The sequence below is a fragment of the Prauserella sp. PE36 genome (assembly GCF_003311655.1).
In the GTDB taxonomy this organism is placed as follows: domain Bacteria; phylum Actinomycetota; class Actinomycetes; order Mycobacteriales; family Pseudonocardiaceae; genus Prauserella_A; species Prauserella_A endophytica.
Window position 1 is genome coordinate 82,177 of sequence record NZ_QEQT01000037.1, and the last position, 15,379, is coordinate 97,555.

15 protein-coding genes are annotated in these 15,379 nt (G+C 72.6%); 11 read left to right on the forward strand and 4 right to left on the reverse strand.

Features of this window, described 5'->3' with window-relative positions; genetic code table 11:
• The first annotated feature begins 61 nt into the window (after positions 1-61).
• From DI005_RS05655 to DI005_RS05675, 5 genes are all read left to right on the forward strand, one after another.
• A complete protein-coding gene (locus DI005_RS05655) occupies positions 62-1,429 on the forward strand; it encodes an NlpC/P60 family protein (RefSeq protein WP_199542530.1) in 1,368 nt (455 codons plus the stop codon).
• Positions 1,426-1,971, forward strand: a complete 546-nt coding sequence (locus DI005_RS05660; RefSeq protein ID WP_113641436.1) for a molybdenum cofactor guanylyltransferase — start codon at positions 1,426-1,428, stop codon at positions 1,969-1,971. Before DI005_RS05655 ends, DI005_RS05660 begins: the two co-directional genes overlap by 4 nt.
• A gap of 133 nt (positions 1,972-2,104) precedes the next feature.
• The gene (locus tag DI005_RS05665) at positions 2,105-3,172 is read left to right on the forward strand and encodes a MoxR family ATPase (protein ID WP_112269034.1); all 1,068 of its coding nucleotides are present in this window, start codon (positions 2,105-2,107) and stop codon (positions 3,170-3,172) included.
• A 9-nt stretch (positions 3,173-3,181) separates the two neighbouring features.
• Positions 3,182-4,132 carry a DUF58 domain-containing protein gene (locus tag DI005_RS05670; protein ID WP_113641437.1) on the forward strand — a complete coding sequence of 317 codons (951 nt, stop codon included), beginning with the start codon at positions 3,182-3,184 and terminating at the stop codon, positions 4,130-4,132.
• Positions 4,129-5,109: a VWA domain-containing protein gene (locus DI005_RS05675; RefSeq protein WP_113641438.1), complete on the forward strand. Its 981-nt coding sequence runs from the start codon at positions 4,129-4,131 to the stop codon at positions 5,107-5,109. The genes DI005_RS05670 and DI005_RS05675 overlap by 4 nt, the downstream gene beginning before the upstream one ends.
• A gap of 7 nt (positions 5,110-5,116) precedes the next feature.
• Here the strand turns inward: DI005_RS05675 and DI005_RS05680 are convergent, their stop codons facing one another.
• A complete protein-coding gene (locus DI005_RS05680) occupies positions 5,117-5,578 on the reverse strand; it encodes a tRNA (cytidine(34)-2'-O)-methyltransferase (RefSeq protein WP_112269040.1) in 462 nt (153 codons plus the stop codon).
• 110 nt (positions 5,579-5,688) lie between these two features.
• Here DI005_RS05680 and DI005_RS05685 point away from each other — a divergent pair, with 110 nt between their 5' ends.
• A complete protein-coding gene (locus DI005_RS05685) occupies positions 5,689-7,272 on the forward strand; it encodes an alkaline phosphatase (protein WP_112269042.1) in 1,584 nt (527 codons plus the stop codon).
• Here DI005_RS05685 and DI005_RS05690 read toward each other — a convergent pair.
• The gene (locus tag DI005_RS05690) at positions 7,269-7,691 is read right to left on the reverse strand and encodes a thioesterase family protein (RefSeq protein ID WP_112269044.1); all 423 of its coding nucleotides are present in this window, start codon (positions 7,689-7,691) and stop codon (positions 7,269-7,271) included. The genes DI005_RS05685 and DI005_RS05690 overlap by 4 nt on opposite strands.
• Before the next feature lie 136 nt (positions 7,692-7,827).
• Here DI005_RS05690 and fabG point away from each other — a divergent pair, with 136 nt between their 5' ends.
• Both fabG and fabI read left to right on the forward strand, forming a co-directional pair.
• Positions 7,828-8,532, forward strand: coding sequence for a beta-ketoacyl-ACP reductase (gene fabG, locus DI005_RS05695; RefSeq protein WP_113641439.1), 705 nt, complete (start codon positions 7,828-7,830; stop codon positions 8,530-8,532).
• A 37-nt stretch (positions 8,533-8,569) separates the two neighbouring features.
• Complete coding sequence (gene fabI, locus DI005_RS05700) at positions 8,570-9,337, forward strand: enoyl-ACP reductase FabI (protein WP_113641486.1); 768 nt, start codon at positions 8,570-8,572, stop codon at positions 9,335-9,337.
• A gap of 167 nt (positions 9,338-9,504) precedes the next feature.
• Here fabI and DI005_RS05705 read toward each other — a convergent pair whose 3' ends face one another.
• On the reverse strand, positions 9,505-10,008 hold the full coding sequence (locus DI005_RS05705; protein WP_233520003.1) for a TetR/AcrR family transcriptional regulator: 504 nt from the start codon (positions 10,006-10,008) through the stop codon (positions 9,505-9,507).
• 86 nt (positions 10,009-10,094) lie between these two features.
• Here DI005_RS05705 and DI005_RS05710 point away from each other — a divergent pair, with 86 nt between their 5' ends.
• Positions 10,095-11,144, forward strand: a complete 1,050-nt coding sequence (locus tag DI005_RS05710) for a ferrochelatase (RefSeq protein ID WP_113641440.1) — start codon at positions 10,095-10,097, stop codon at positions 11,142-11,144.
• Here the strand turns inward: DI005_RS05710 and DI005_RS05715 are convergent.
• Positions 11,141-11,935 carry a hypothetical protein gene (locus tag DI005_RS05715; protein WP_112269594.1) on the reverse strand — a complete coding sequence of 265 codons (795 nt, stop codon included), beginning with the start codon at positions 11,933-11,935 and terminating at the stop codon, positions 11,141-11,143. The genes DI005_RS05710 and DI005_RS05715 overlap by 4 nt on opposite strands.
• A gap of 73 nt (positions 11,936-12,008) precedes the next feature.
• On the opposite strand from DI005_RS05715, the gene DI005_RS05720 reads away from it, so the two are divergent.
• The gene (locus tag DI005_RS05720) at positions 12,009-13,409 is read left to right on the forward strand and encodes an ATP-binding protein (protein WP_112269052.1); all 1,401 of its coding nucleotides are present in this window, start codon (positions 12,009-12,011) and stop codon (positions 13,407-13,409) included.
• Complete coding sequence (locus tag DI005_RS05725; protein ID WP_113641441.1) at positions 13,406-15,376, forward strand: VWA domain-containing protein; 1,971 nt, start codon at positions 13,406-13,408, stop codon at positions 15,374-15,376. The genes DI005_RS05720 and DI005_RS05725 overlap by 4 nt, the downstream gene beginning before the upstream one ends.
• Positions 15,377-15,379 lie beyond the last annotated feature (3 nt).

Genomic DNA, 15,379 nt, shown 5'->3' on the forward strand with positions numbered 1-15,379 from the left:
CTGGTGTGGCTGTGCTCTGAGTGGCACAGTTTCTGCTGGACCATAAGGGGAGGTGGAGTCTGTGCCGAACGGGCGGAACGGGTCCCAGCGGTCGCGGGGCGGATTCGGCGCGGGACTGCGCCGTGGCGTCGTGGTGGGCGCGCTGGCGCTGGTCGCCCTGCTCGGCACGGCGGGCGGCGGGCTCGCGGTGCCGCCACCCCCACCGAACCCGAGCGACTCCGAGCTGGAGGCCAGCCGCGACCAGGCCAACGCCAGGGCGGGCGAGGTCGGCCAGCTCACCAACCAGCTCGCCGAGGCCGAATCCCGCCTGATGGCGCTGCAGGCCGAGGTCGAGCTGAAGATGGAGCAGGCCAACAAGGCCCGCGTCGACATGCAGCTCGCGCGAGACGCCGCCGACCAGGCCGAGCGCGACGCGGCCGCGGCGCGGACCGAGGCCGACGCCGCCGCCACCGCCATCGAGGCCGCGAGGGCCGACCTCGACCAGTTCGTGGCAGGCAGCTACCGGCAGGGCAGCACGATCGGCTCGATCGGCGCCTACCTCGGCTCCGACAGCCCCGACGACCTGCTCGCCCGCGCGCAGCTGCTGGAGGCCGTGAGCGGCAGCCAGCTGGACGCGCTCGAGGGCATGCAGCGTGCCCAGATCGAGAAGTCCAACAAGGACGCCGCGGCGCGTCAGGCGCTGCAGCTCGCCCAGCAGCGGCGCACCGAGGCCGAGCAGGCGAAGGTCGCGGCCGACCAGGCCGAGGTCGCCGCGATCGAGGCCCAGCAGGGCCAGGCCACGCGCACCGGCGAGATCGAGGCCGAGAAGTCGCGGGTCGAGCAGCTGCTCTACGAGGCGCAGTCCCGGGTCGACGGGCTCGAGGGCCAGCGCGCGCGGTACGAGGACTGGCTCGCCCAGAAGGAGGCGGAGGAGGCCGAGCGTGCCCGCCAGGCCGCGCTCGCCGCGGCGTCGTCGAGCTCCTCGGGTTCCTCGGCCCCGGTCGCGTCCCGGCCGTCATCGGCTCCGGCGGGCGCCACCGTCGAGGCGGTGATCGCGCGGGCGATGTCCCAGCTCGGCGTGCAGTACGCGTGGGGCGGCGGCAACGCCTACGGCCCCACCTACGGCATCCGCGACGGCGGCGTCGCCGACAGCTACGGCGACTACAACAAGATCGGCTTCGACTGCTCCGGCCTGATGATCTACGCCTTCGCCGGGGTCAAGGCACTCCCGCACTACAGCGGCTACCAGTACGAGGCGGGCTACAAGGTGCCGCTGTCGCAGATGCGGCGCGGCGACATGCTCTTCTGGGGCACCAGCGGGATCCACCACGTGGCGCTCTACCTGGGCGGCGGCCAGATGATCGAGGCGCCGTACTCGGGTGGGTACGTGCGGGTCGTCCCGGTACGCTACGGCGACATCATGCCGTACGCGACCCGTTTGATCGGGTGACCCAGCCGCTGGCGGGCATCGTGCTCGCGGGCGGTGCCGCGCGCAGGCTCGCCGGCGTGGACAAGCCGATGCTCGAGGTCGGCGGCATGCCGCTGCTGCTGCGTGCCGTCGCGGCGCTGCACGCCGCCGATCCCGTCGTGGTCGTCGGCCCTCGGCGCGATGACGTGCCCGGCGTGCGCTGGACCAGGGAGGACCCGCCGGGCTCCGGCCCGGTCGCCGCGCTCGCCGCGGGGCTCGGACTCGTCACCGCCGAGGTCGTGGCCGTGCTCGCCGCCGACCTCTCCGCGGTCACCTCCCGGACCATCGGCAGGCTGCGGTCCGCCCTCGGCGACGCCGACGGGGCAGTACTCGTGGACGAGGAGGGGCGGCGGCAGTGGCTCCTCGGGGTCTGGCGGACCTCCGCGCTGCGCGCCGCCCTGCCCGCCGACCCGGCGGGAGCGTCGCTGCGCCGGACGCTGGGTGGGCTGTCCATAGTGGACGTACCGGCACTGCCGGGAGAGGCCGCCGACGTGGACACTCCGGAGGATCTGCCCGGCCGGTAGCGCCCCGCTGGCCTTCACAGTGGTCATACCGGTCAGCGGGTTTGCTGGGGCGATACGGTCGCGAACAACCGTGCCCGGCACTGAGGGTACGGTCACACGGCGTAGAGGAAGATCACCAGCGAGGAGGTTAGGTGTGACCGAGCCCGGCTACTCCGACGGCGCCGCCCCGGCCCAGCCAGGCACCCCGGCACGTGACGCGCAGCTGCTGGAGCGCACGGTGTTCGAGGTGAAACGCGTCATCGTCGGTCAGGACCGGCTCGTGGAGCGCATGCTGGTGGGCCTGCTGGCAAAGGGGCACCTGCTGCTGGAGGGCGTGCCCGGCGTGGCCAAGACCCTCGCGGTGGAGACGTTCGCCCGCGTGGTCGGCGGCTCGTTCTCCCGCGTGCAGTTCACCCCCGACCTCGTGCCCGCCGACATCCTCGGCACCCGGATCTACCGGCAGGCCAGCGAGAAGTTCGACGTCGAACTGGGCCCCGTCGTGGCCAACTTCGTCCTCGCCGACGAGATCAACCGCGCACCCGCGAAGGTGCAGTCGGCGATGCTCGAGGTGATGGCCGAGCGGCACGTCTCGATCGGCGGCCAGACCTTTCCGATGCCCGACCCGTTCCTGGTGCTCGCCACGCAGAACCCCATCGAGAACGAGGGCGTCTACCCGCTCCCGGAGGCCCAGCGCGACCGGTTCCTCTTCAAGATCGTGGTCGAGTACCCGACCGCGGAGGAGGAGCGCGAGATCGTCTACCGCATGGGCGTGACCCCGCCCGAGCCGCACGAGGTGCTCAGCCCCGCCGAGCTGGTGCGGCTGCAGGGCGTGGCCTCGCAGGTGTTCGTGCACCACGCGCTCGTGGACTACGTCGTGCGGCTCGTGCTGGCCACGCGCACGCCCGGCGAGCACGGGCTGACCGATGTCGCGGGCTGGGTTTCCTACGGCGCCTCGCCGCGCGCGAGCCTCGGCATCATCGCCGCCGCGCGGGCGCTCGCGCTCGTGCGCGGCCGCGACTACGTGCTCCCGCAGGACGTGGTCGACGTCGTCCCCGACGTGCTGCGGCACCGGCTCGTGCTGTCCTACGACGCGCTCGCCGACGGCGTGCCGCTGGACCACATCGTGACGCGGATCCTGCAGACGGTCCCGCTGCCCCAGGTCTCGGCCCGGCCGCAGGGCGGGCCTGGTCAGCCGGTCGCGGCAGGTGCGCCCGGCAGGTAACGCGCGGTCATGGGTGCCATCAACGACGACAAGGGCGGGCGGCCCGGCTGGGCGCCACCGATCCTGCGGGGCGACCGGCTCGAGGCCGGTCTGCGCACGCTGGAGCTCGACGTGCGCCGCCGCCTCGACGGGCTCCTCCAGGGCAACCACCTCGGCCTCGTGCCGGGCCCGGGGTCGGAGCCGGGGGAGGCGCGGCCGTACCAGCCGGGCGACGACGTGCGCCGGATGGACTGGGCGGTCACCGCGCGCACCACCACCCCGCACATTCGCGAGAGCATCGCCGACCGCGAGCTGGAGACGTGGGTGGTCGCCGACCTCTCCGCGAGCCTCGACTTCGGCACCGCCGTGTGCGAGAAGCGCGACCTCGTGGTGTGCGCGGTCGCCGCGGTCGCGCACCTCACCCGCGGTGGCGGCAACCGGATCGGCGCGCTGCTGTCCAACGGCGCCGAGACCGTCCGGCTCCCGCCGCGGGGCGGGCTCGCGCACGCCCGCAACCTCATTCGCAAGGTCGCCGAGCTGCCGCGCGCCGCCGAGGGCACGCGCGGCGACCTCGCCCAGCTCATCGAGCAGCTGCGCAGGCCGCCCCGGCGGCGCGGCCTCGCCGTGGTGATCTCCGACTTCCTCGGCGACACGAACTGGGAGCGGCCGCTGCGGGCGCTCTCGGCACGCCACGACCTCGTGGCCATCGAGGTGCTCGACCCGCGCGACGTCGACCTGCCCGAGGTGGGCAGCGTCGTGCTCGCCGACCCCGAGACCGGGCGGCAGCGGGAGGTCAACGCGTCGGCATTGCTGCGCAAGGAGTTCGCCGCCGCCGCGCACGCGCACCGCACCGAGGTCGCCCGCGCGCTGCGCCAGGCCGGGGCGGGCCACCTCGTGCTGCGCACCGACTCCGACTGGATCGCCGATGTCGTCCGGTTCGTGGTCGCGCGCAAACGCGGCTGGTCGGGAGCCGCCTCATGAGCCTCACCGGATTCGCCGCCCCGTGGTGGTTCCTGCTCCTGATCGTGGTCGGCCTCGTGGTGGCGGGCTACGTGTACGCGATGCGTGCCCGCCGCAGGCGCATGATGCGGTTCTCCAACCTGGCGCTGCTGGAGCGGGTCGCCCCGCGCAGCCAGGGCTGGACCCGGCACGTGCCGGCGTCGCTGCTGATCGTGTCGTTGATCCTGCTGACCTTCGCGCTGGCGGGCCCGACGGCCGAGCAGAAGGTGCCGCGCAACCGCGCCACGGTGATGCTGGTGATCGACGTGTCGCTGTCGATGGAGGCCACCGACGTCGAGCCGACCCGCCTCAAGGCCGCGCAGGACGCCGCGAGGTCGTTCGCGGAGGGCCTGACCCCGGGCGTGAACCTGGGGCTGATCTCGTTCGCCGGCACCGCCACCGTGCTGGTGGCTCCCACCACCGAACGAGCCGGTGTCGTGCACGCGATCGACAACCTCAAGCTCGCGCAGTCCACGGCCACCGGTGAGGGGATCTTCGCCGCGCTGCAGTCGGTGGAGAGCTTCTCCTCGGTCGTCGGTGGCGCGGACGGACCGCCTCCGGCCCGGATCGTGCTGATGACCGACGGCAAGCAGACCGTGCCGCAGGACGAGTACGCGCCGAGGGGAGCGTTCACCGCGGCCGGGGTCGCCAAGCAGAAGGACATCCCGGTCACGACGATCTCCTTCGGCACCTCCCACGGCTCGGTGGAGATCGAGGGCAAGGAGGTCCCGGTCGAGGTGGACGACGCCTCGATGCGGGAGATCGCCCGCCTCTCCGGCGGCGACTTCTACAAGGCGGCCACGGCCGACGAGCTCAAACAGGTCTACGCCAGCCTCGGCGAGCAGATCGGCTACGAGACCAAGAACGTCGACAACAGCAGGCCGTGGGTCGTGCTCGGCACGATCGTGCTCATCGGGGCCGCGGGCAGCTCGCTGTTCCTCGGCCAGCGCCTGCCCTGAGCGGCGCTCAGGAACCCGCGAACCCGAGCTGGCGCCAGGCCTCGTACACCACGATGGACGCCGTGTTGGTGAGGTTGAGGGAGCGCGAGGCCGGCAGCATCGGCAGGCGCAGCCGGTCGGTCACCACCGGGTCGGCCAGCACCTCCTCGGGCAGGCCCACCGACTCAGGCCCGAAGAGCAGCACGTCGCCCTCGGCGTAGGCGACATCGGTGTGGCGGCGCGTCGCCTTCGTGGTGAAGGCGTAGACCGCGCGCGGGGCCAGCGCCTTCCACGCGCTCGCCAGGTCGGCGTGCACGTGGACGTCGGCGAGGTCGTGGTAGTCGAGGCCCGCGCGGCGCAGGTACTTGTCCTCGAGCGAGAAGCCGAGCGGCTCGATCAGGTGCAGCTCGCACCCGGTGTTGGCGGCGAGCCGGATCGCGTTGCCCGTGTTGGGCGGGATCTCGGGGTGGTAGAAGACGATCCGGAACACAGTGTTGATCTTCTCCCGTTCACTCGCGCGTCGGTTCCGCGCCCCGCTGCGGCCATGTCGGCGAACAACGATTCTGCCGATCCCGATTCCCCACCACAGGAGGACCCCCTATGGTCGCGCGCCCTTCCGCCGTGTCCCGCCGCCGGTTCCTCGGCTACGGCGGCGCCGGAGCCGCCGCCGTGCTGCTCGGCACCGGCGCCTGGAGCGCGGCGAGCTCGTACGCCGCGCCCGCGCTGAAGGCCAACCCGTTCTCGCTCGGCGTGGCCTCCGGCGACCCGCTGCCCGGCGGCGTGGTGCTCTGGACCCGCGTGGCGCCCGATCCGTTCGCCGCCGACGGCTCCGGCGGCATGCCGGCGAAGCCGGTGAGGGTGGAGTACGAGGTGGCCGTGGACGAGCGGTTCCGCGGCGTCGTCCGCAGGGGCAGCGTCGTCGCCACCCCGGAGCTGGGGCACTCGGTGCACCCGGAGGTCCACGGCCTCGCGCCCGACCGCGAGTACTTCTACCGCTTCCGCACCGGCGGCGAGATCTCGATGACGGGCCGCACCAGGACGACGCCCGCCGTGTGGTCCAATCCGCGTGAGCTCAACTTCGCGTTCGCGTCGTGCCAGGCGTGGCAGGACGGCTACTACACCGCCTACGAGCACATGGCGCGGGAGGATCTCGACCTCGTCGTGCACCTCGGCGACTACCTCTACGAGTACAGCGTCGCGAACAACCGCCGCGGGGTCGTCACCGACCCGAAGTTCCACACCGAGACCATCGGGCTCGCCCGCTACCGCCTGCAGTACGGCCTCTACAAGGCGGAGGCGCCGTTGCAGGAGGCCCATGCCCGCTTCCCGTGGATCATGACGATCGACGACCACGAGGTGGAGAACAACTGGGCCGGCGACATCTCGGAGAACAACGAGGACCCGGTGACGTTCCGGGCCCGCAGGGCCGCCGCGTTCCAGGCCATGTACGAGAACATGCCGTTCCGCATCGCGCAGCTGCCGTCCGGGCCGGAGGTGCATCTGCACCGCAGGCTCTCCTACGGCAGGCTGGCCGACTTCACGATGCTCGACACCCGCCAGTACCGCGACGACCAGCCGTGCGGTGACGGCGCGTCGGCGGTCTGCACCGACCGGCTCGACCCCGGCCGCACCATCCTCGGCGAGGCGCAGCGCGACTGGGTGCTCGACGGCTTCAGCTCGTCGAGCGCGCGGTGGCAGGTGCTCGGCAACCAGGCTCCGATGGGCCAGACCGACCGTGACCCCGGCCCCGCCACGGAGGTCTGGATGGACCCGTGGGACGGCTACGCCGCCGAGCGTGACCGCGTGCTCGCCGAGGCCCAGGACCGCGGCGTCCGCAACCTCGTGGTGATCACCGGCGACCGGCACCAGAACTACGCCTGGGACCTCAAGCGCGACTTCACCGACCCGAGCTCGGCCACGGTCGGCAGCGAGTTCGTCGGCACGTCGATCACCAGTGGCGGCGACGGCGCCGACATCACCGACCAGGGCCGCGCTTTCCTCGCCGCCAACCCGCACATGAAGTTCTTCAACTCGCAGCGCGGGTACGTGCGCGTGAACGTGAACCGGCAGCGCTGGCGCAGCGACTTCCGCGTGCTGCCCCACGTGACCACGCCGGGCGCGCCGATCAGCACCCGCGCCAGCTACGTCGTCGAGGACGGCAGGCCGGGCGTCCAGGAGGGTTAGGCCGCCGCGGCGTCCAGCAGCTTGCGGACGTCGTCGGGCGGTGGCGTGGGCCGGTGCGAGTCCACGTCCACCCACACGTAGCGGTTGGTTCCCTCGAGGACGAGCTCGTCGCCGCGGTGGATGCGGATGCCCAGCACGAGGGAGGTGTTGCCGATGTGCTCGATGCTCAGGCTCACCACGAGCTCGTCCTCGAACCGCGCGGAACTGCGGTAGACGAGGTTGGTCTCGGCCACGACCATGTCGACGCCGCGGTCGGTGATGTAGGTGGTCGACCCGAACACGACCTTGTAGAACTCGAAGGCTGCCATGTCGGCGTAGGCGAGGTAGTGGGCGTTGAACACGATGCCCTGCTGGTCGCATTCGTGGTAGCGCACCCGCAGCGGCATGTGCACCACCGGCTCGTGACGGAGATCAGCCATGCCGGGCACGGTACGCCGTTGTGGTCAACGCCATGCGGGTTACCTGGCGGTATCGGTGCTGCCCCCGCGACCCGCGCGCCGCGACCGGATAACCTCACGGCGTCAACAGCAAGGCTCGCACACGAGGAGTTGCTACGTGGGACGGTCCGTTCTGGTCACCGGCGGCAATCGCGGCATCGGGCTGGCGATCGCGCGCGGTCTCGCCGACGCCGGGCACAGGGTCGCGGTGACCCACCGGGGCTCCGGTGCCCCCGAGGGACTGTTCGGTGTGCAGGCCGATGTCACCGACACCGAGCAGATCGACGCCGCGTTCAAGCAGGTCGAGGAGCACCAGGGGCCGGTGGAGGTGCTCGTCTCCAACGCGGGCATCACCGACGACACGCTCCTCATGCGCATGAGCGAGGAGCAGTTCACGCGCGTCGTCGACGCGAACCTCACCGGCGCCTACCGGGTCGCCAAGCGCGCGTCGCGGCACATGCTGCGCGCGAAGTGGGGCCGGTTCATCTTCATCTCGTCGGTGATCGGGCTCAGCGGCGGCGCGGGCCAGGTGAACTACGCGGCGAGCAAGGCCGGGCTCGTCGGCGTCGCGCGGTCGCTGACCAGGGAGCTCGGCTCGCGCAACATCACGGCCAACGTCGTGGCGCCGGGCTTCATCGTCACCGACATGACCAACGAGCTGACCGAGGACCAGCGCAAGGCGGCGCTTGCCCAGATTCCCGCGGCGCGCTACGGCGAGGCCGCCGACGTCGCCAACGCGGTGCGGTTCCTTGCCTCCGACGAGGCCGGTTACGTCAACGGTGCGGTGCTGCCCGTCGACGGTGGCCTCGGCATGGGCCACTGACCTTTTTCGTTCCACCGACTTCTTTGTGGAGGACTCCTTGTCCGGACTGCTCGAAGGCAAGCGGCTGCTGATCACCGGCGTGATCACCGACGCGTCGATCGCGTTCCACGCGGCCAGGGTCGCGCAGGAGCAGGGCGCGAAGGTGGTGCTCACCGGCTTCGGGAGGCTGTCGCTCGTCGAGCGCATCGCCAAGCGGCTGCCCGAGCCCGCACCGGTGATCGAGCTGGACGTGCAGAACCAGGAGCACCTGGACACGCTGGCCGACCGCGTGCGGGACCACGTCGACGGCCTCGACGGCGTGCTGCACTCGATCGCCTTCGCGCCGGCGAGCTGCCTCGGCGCCCCGTTCCTGGACGCGCCGTCCGAGGACGTCGTGAAGGCGGTGGACGTGTCGGCGTACTCGTACAAGGCGGTGGCGAAGGCCGTGCTGCCGCTGCTCGGGCCGGGCTCGTCGATCGTCGGCATGGACTTCGACGCGCGCGTCGCATGGCCCGCCTACAACTGGATGGGCGTGGCGAAGGCCGCGCTGGAGTCGGTGAACCGTTACCTCGCGCGCGACCTCGGGCCGCGGGGCATCCGCGTGAACCTCGTCGCCGCGGGGCCGGTCAAGACCATGGCCGCGAAGTCGATTCCCGGCTTCGGCGAGCTGGAGGAGGGCTGGGGCGACCGAGCCCCGCTCGGCTGGGACACCACCGACCCGACCCCGGTCGCCAAGAGCATCTGCGTGGCGCTCTCGGACTGGCTGCCCGCCACCACCGGCTCGATGATCATGGTCGACGGGGGCGTACACGCCACCGGCCAGTAGCCCTGTCACGTGCCCCCAAGGCCACCTTTGTCGCGTTGAGCGCAACAAAGGTGGCCTTGGGGGCCGTTTCGCAGGTGACCGGCGCGGGCGCCGGTGGTGTCAGAGTGTGGCGAGGGCGACCTCGGCGACGTTCTCGAGCGCGGCTCGGTCGGCGCCGCTGCGGGCCATCACACGCAGGCCGCCCGCCGTGGTGTGTACGAGTCGGGCCAGCGTGAGGGGATCCTTGTCCTCGGCGATCTCACCGGCGCGCCTGCCCGCTCGATGGCGTCGCGGAGCGCGGCGGTGAGCCGTTCGGTGTCGCGGCGGAGATCCTCGCTGACCTCGGCGTCGCGCCCGCCCAGCTCCGCGGCCGTGTTCACGACCAGGCAGCCGCGTGGGGAGCGGAACTCGTCGTCGATGGTCTGGGCGAACAGGTCCCTGATCTTGTCGCGGACCGGCCGGTCCCCGCCGAGCTGGTCGAGCCTGCGCTGCGTCGCACTGTCCATGTAGTGCCGCAGTGACAGCCGGAACAGGGCGTGCTTGCTGCTGAAGGTGTTGTAGATGCTGCTGCGGCTCAGCCCGGTCGCCTCGCACAGCCGCGCGGTGGAGGTGCCTTCGTAGCCGTGGTCCCAGAAGGCGTGCATGGCCTTCTCGACGGCGACGGCCTCGTCGAACTCCCGTGGCCGTGGCATGGGCTCACCGTAGCGTTTTGGACCGATCGATACAAAACGCTGACCCGGTCCTGCGTGGGGGCGGCCACAGCGGGAGGATGACAGGCGTGAACTACGACGCGCTGCTGTGGTTGTCCTTCGGTGGCCCGGAGGGGCCCGACGACGTCATGCCGTTCCTCGAGAACGTCACGCGCGGCAGGGGCGTGCCGCCCGAGCGGCTCGCCGAGGTCGCCGAGCACTACCACCACTTCGGCGGGGTGTCACCCATCAACCGGCTCAACCGCGAGGCGATCGCCGCCGTGGAGAAGGAGCTCGCGGCACAGGGCATCGAGCTGCCCGTGTACTTCGGCAACCGCAACTGGCACCCGATGGTCGAGGACACCGTCGCCCGCATGAAGGCCGACGGTGTGCGCCGCGCGCTCGTGTTCCCGACCAGCGCTTACGGCGGGTACTCCGCGTGCCGCCAGTACGACGAGGACATCGCGCGCGCGAGGGCCGCCGTCGGTGACGGGGCACCAGAACTGGTGAAGCTGCGGCAGTTCTTCGACCACCCGCTGTTCGTGGCCTCCTTCGCCGACGCCGTGCGCGCCGCCCACGCCGAGCTCGGCGAGGCCGAGGGAACACGCACGGTGTTCACCGCGCATTCGGTGCCCCTGTCGGCGGATGTCACCTCCGGCCCGCCCGCCGAGGGCGGCAACCGCTACTCCCGCCAGATCGCCGAGGCGGCCAGGCTCGTCGCCGCCGAGGCCGGGGTGGCGGGCTACGACGTGGTGTGGCAGTCGCGGTCGGGTCCGCCGCAGGTGCCGTGGCTGGAGCCGGACATCGTCGACCACCTCGACACGCTGCACGCCAAGGGCGTCACGTCCGTCGTGGTGTGCCCGGTGGGCTTCGTGTCCGACCACCTCGAGGTGATCTGGGACCTCGACAACGAGGCCGCCGAGCGGGCCGGGGAGCTCGGCATGCGCTTCGCGCGCGCCGCGACACCCAACGGCGACCCGCGCTTCGCGGAGCTGGTGGTGGAGCTGGTCCGGGAACACACCGCGAGCGCGCAGGCCCGCAAGCTCTCGGCGTTCCCCGCCGCGGGCGACACGGCCAACGGAGACCCGTGCGCGGTGGGCTGCTGTGCAGCCGTGCGGCGGCCGTCCCAGGTCGGCTAGGACCGGTTGGCCTGGTCGGCGAAGACGCGCACGGCCTCGTTCACGGCCGCGCAGCGGGCGGTGCGCACCGCCTCGGACAGCGGGCGCAGCGCGTCGGCCCTGCGCGTGGCCGCCGACGCCGACAGCGCGCCGCCCGGTTCGTCGGCGTTGGCCAGCGCGAGGATCGCGCCGATCTCCTCGGTCCGCTGCAGCACGCGCAGCGCGCGGCCGGGGGTGCCGGGCGGCCAGTCGGGAGCGGGCCGCGAACGGAGCTTCGCCGACAGCTCGGCCCGCACACCCGGCCGGTCGCTGGCCACGTCGAGCGACTGCAGCGCGCCCGCGCTGTCCCGGATCGCGTCGGTGAGACCGTGCTCGGCGTCGGCGATGCCGAGGTGACCCAGCGGCGACTCCGTCGCCACGGGATACACGGTCCAGCGCACGAGCCCTTCCGCGATCACGTGGGGCACGAGGCCGTACCCGAGGCCGGGGAACACGACGGCCTCACCGGCGCGCAGGGCGGCCTCGGTGAATGGCCCGCCGCCGCCGAGGCCGCGAACGTCGCCGGGAACGGGGAGCACGAGCCTGGCGTCCGTGGCGCCGAGCTTGCGCAGGGCGGTGAACAGCTGCACGGGGGTCGCGGGGAAGTCGCCCGTCACCGGCAGGTCGAACACGTCCGCCACGGACTGCTCCGCCGCCACCACCTCGTGCGCCTCGCCCCACGCGAGCAGGGCGTCGAGCGCGTTGTCGGAGGCGGCGGCGCCGTGCAGCCACGCCGAGGACCAGACGGCAAGGGTCGCACTGGGACAACACACAGAGATCGAGAGTACCCGGGGCTGGAGCTGGTCCACGTCGACGCCAGCCGGAACCGGCAGTAGCGTCGAGTCCGTGACCCAGTCCCCACCCGCTGACCTGCCCCGTACCGCAGGCGAGCTGCGCGCCGCCGGGTACACCCCCAAGGGCATCAAGACCGAGATCCACGACAACCTGCTCGCGGCCCTGCGGGAGGAATCCGATCCGTGGCCCGGCATCGTCGGCTTCTCCCGCACGGTGCTGCCGCAGTTCGAGCGGGCCCTGCTCGCCGGGCACGACGTGGTGTTGCTGGGCGAGCGCGGCCAGGGCAAGACCCGCCTGCTGCGGACCCTGGCCGGGCTCCTCGACGAGTGGACGCCGGTGATCGAGGGCTCCGAGCTGGCCGAGCACCCGCTCCAGCCGATCACGCCCGCGTCACTGCGCCGCGCCGCCGAGCTCGGCGACGAGCTGCCCGTCGCGTGGCTGCACCGGGACCTGCGCTACACCGAGAAGCTCGCCACGCCCGACACCTCCGTCGGCGACCTCATCGGCGACGTCGACCCCGTCAAGGTCGCGGAGGGCCGCAGCCTCGGCGATCCCGAGACCATCCACTTCGGGCTCGTGCCGCGCGCGCACCGCGGCATCGTGGCGATCAACGAGCTGCCCGACCTCGCCGAGCGCATCCAGGTCGCGCTGCTCAACGTGATGGAGGAGCGCGACATCCAGGTGCGCGGCTACACGCTGCGGCTGCCACTGGACGTGCTGCTGGTCGCCACGGCCAACCCCGAGGACTACACCAACCGCGGCCGGATCATCACCCCGCTCAAGGACCGCTTCGGAGCCGAGATCCGCACGCACTACCCGCTCGACGTCGCCGCCGAGGTCGGCGTCGTCAAGCAGGAGGCCGACCTCAAGGCGGAGGTGAGCGACCCGCTGCTGGAGGTGCTGGCCCGCTTCGTGCGGAACCTGCGTGAGTCCAGCGTCGTCGACCAGCGCTCCGGCGTCTCGGCCCGGTTCGCCGTGGCGGCGGCCGAGACCGTGGCGGCCGCCGCGCTGCGGCGCTCCGCGCTGACCGGCGAGCACCCCGCCGTGGCCAGGCCAGTCGACCTCGACGCCGTGCCCGCCGTGCTGCGCGGCAAGATCGAGTTCGAGCCGGGGGAGGAAGGACGCGAGACCGAGCACCTGGTGCACCTGCTGCGGCTCGCGATCGCCGAGACGGCCCGCGACCGGTTCGCCGGGCTCGACCTGCGGCCGCTGGCCGATGCCGTCGCCGACGGGCACCTGGTGGCCACGGGCGAGCGGGTGCCGGGCCGGGACGTGCTGTCCGCGCTGCCGGAGCTGCCCGTGCTGCACGAGGTCGCACAGCGGGCCGGTGTCTCCTCGGACGACGCGCCGGGCCGCATCGCCTCGGCCGTCGAGCTGGCCCTGGAGTCGCTCTACCTCGCCCGGAGGCTCGCGAAGGACGCCGACGACGCGACGACGGTGTACGGGCCATGAGCGCCCGGCTGCCGGAGAACCCGGAGAGCTACGCCTACGGGCCCTACCACGACGGGCCCGACCCGCTCGCGCCGCCGGTGGACCTGCGCGACGCCGTGGACGAGATCGGCCGCGACGTCATGGCGGGCTCCTCGCCCCGCTCGGCGCTGGAGGAGCTGCTGCGCCGGGGCACCCGCCGCACGGCAGGGCTCGACGAGCTGACCCGGCGCGTGTGGCAGCGGCGCTCGGAGATCCAGCGCAGGCACCGGCTCGACGGCACGCTGCAGGAGGTGCGGCGTCTGCTCGACGAGGCGCTCGACGCCGAACGCCGCGCGCTGTTCCCGGACCCCTCCGACGATGCCCGGTTTCGCGAGGCGCAGCTGGACGCGCTCCCGCCGGGCACCGCGGCCGCCGTCAGCGAGCTCGCGAACTACGAGTGGACGTCCGAAACCGGGCGCGAGAACTACGAGCGCATCCGGGAACTGCTCGGCAGGGAACTGCTGGAGTCCCGGTTCGAGGGCATGAAGCAGGCGCTCGAGTCCACGACCCCCGAGGACGTCGAGCGGGTCAACCAGATGCTCGCCGACCTCAACGCGCTGCTGTCGGCGCACGCGCAGGGGTTCTCCGACATCGACGAGCGTTTCGCCGAATTCATGCGCAGGCACGGCGAGTTCTTCCCGGAGAACCCGCGCGACGTGGAGGAGCTGATCGACGTGCTCGCCGCACGGGCCGCGGCGGCGCAGCGCATGCTCAACTCGATGACGCCGGAACAGCGCGCCGAGCTGGCACAGCTGTCGCGGCAGGCCTTCGGCGACCCGCGCCTCGCCCAGCAACTGTCCACACTGGACCAGCAGCTGCGCGGCCTGCGGCCGGGTGAGGACTGGACGTCCTCGGCCCGCTTCCGCGGCGACGACCCGCTGGGGCTGGGCGAGGGCGTGCGGGCGATGACCGACCTCGCCGAGCTGGACGCGCTCGCCGAGCAGCTGTCGCAGTCCTACCCGGGGGCGCGGCTGGAGGACATCGACTTCGACGCCCTTGAGCGCCAGCTCGGGGACGACGCCGGCGTGGACGCCCGCAGGCTCGCCGAGCTGGAACGGGAGCTGCGCGCGCAGGGCCTGTTCGAGCGCGCGCCCGACGGCTCATTGCGCCTGTCGCCCAAGGCGTTGCGGCGCCTCGGGGAGACGGCACTGGCGGACGTGGTGCGCGCCCTGCGCGGGCGCGACGGCGACCGGGACACGACGTCGGCGGGCGCGGCGGGGGAGCCGGACGGCTCCACCAGGCCGTGGCGGTTCGGCGACACCCAGCCGTGGGCGGTGTCGCGGACGGTCCGGAACGCGGTGCTGAGGACGGCGGCGAGCCGGCACTCGGGCGCCGTGCGGCTCGACGTGTCCGACGTCGAGGTGGTGGAGACCGAGCACCGGTCCCGCGCCGCCGTGGCGCTGTGCGTGGACACGTCGTGGTCGATGGTGCAGGAGGACCGCTGGCTGCCGATGAAGCGCACCGCGCTCGCACTGCACCAGCTGATCTCGACGCGGTTCCGCAACGACGCGCTGCAGCTCATCACGTTCGGCCGCTACGCCGCTCCGGTGGAGCTGGCCGAGCTGGTGGGCCTGGAGGGCGCGTGGGAGCAGGGCACCAACGCCCACCACGCGCTGCTGCTGGCGGGCAGGCACCTGCGCAGGCACCCGGACGCACAGCCGGTGGTGCTGATGGTGACCGACGGCGAGCCCACCGCTCACCTGGAGGCGGACGGCGTCGCCGAGTTCGACTACCCGCCGAGCCCGCGCACCCTGCTCAAAACAATGTCCGAAGTCGACAGACTGGCGAAGCTGGGCGCGTCGGTGTCGGTGTTCCGGCTCGGCGACGACCCCCGGCTGGCGGCGTTCGTCGACCTGCTCGCGCGCCGCGCGGGCGGGCGGGTGCTCGCGCCGGACCTCGACGGGCTCGGCGCCGCGGTGGTCGGGGACTACCTGCGCAATCGCCGTTAGCGG

Coding starts and splice junctions, on each gene's coding strand:
- DI005_RS05685 (WP_112269042.1), top strand. CDS start 5,689: ATGGTCGCGCGCCCTTCCGCCGTGTCCCGCCGCCGGTTCCTCGGCTAC.
- DI005_RS05675 (WP_113641438.1), top strand. CDS start 4,129: ATGAGCCTCACCGGATTCGCCGCCCCGTGGTGGTTCCTGCTCCTGATC.
- DI005_RS05690 (WP_112269044.1), bottom strand. CDS start 7,691: ATGGCTGATCTCCGTCACGAGCCGGTGGTGCACATGCCGCTGCGGGTG.
- DI005_RS05725 (WP_113641441.1), top strand. CDS start 13,406: ATGAGCGCCCGGCTGCCGGAGAACCCGGAGAGCTACGCCTACGGGCCC.
- DI005_RS05670 (WP_113641437.1), top strand. CDS start 3,182: ATGGGTGCCATCAACGACGACAAGGGCGGGCGGCCCGGCTGGGCGCCA.
- DI005_RS05705 (WP_233520003.1), bottom strand. CDS start 10,008: ATGCCACGGCCACGGGAGTTCGACGAGGCCGTCGCCGTCGAGAAGGCC.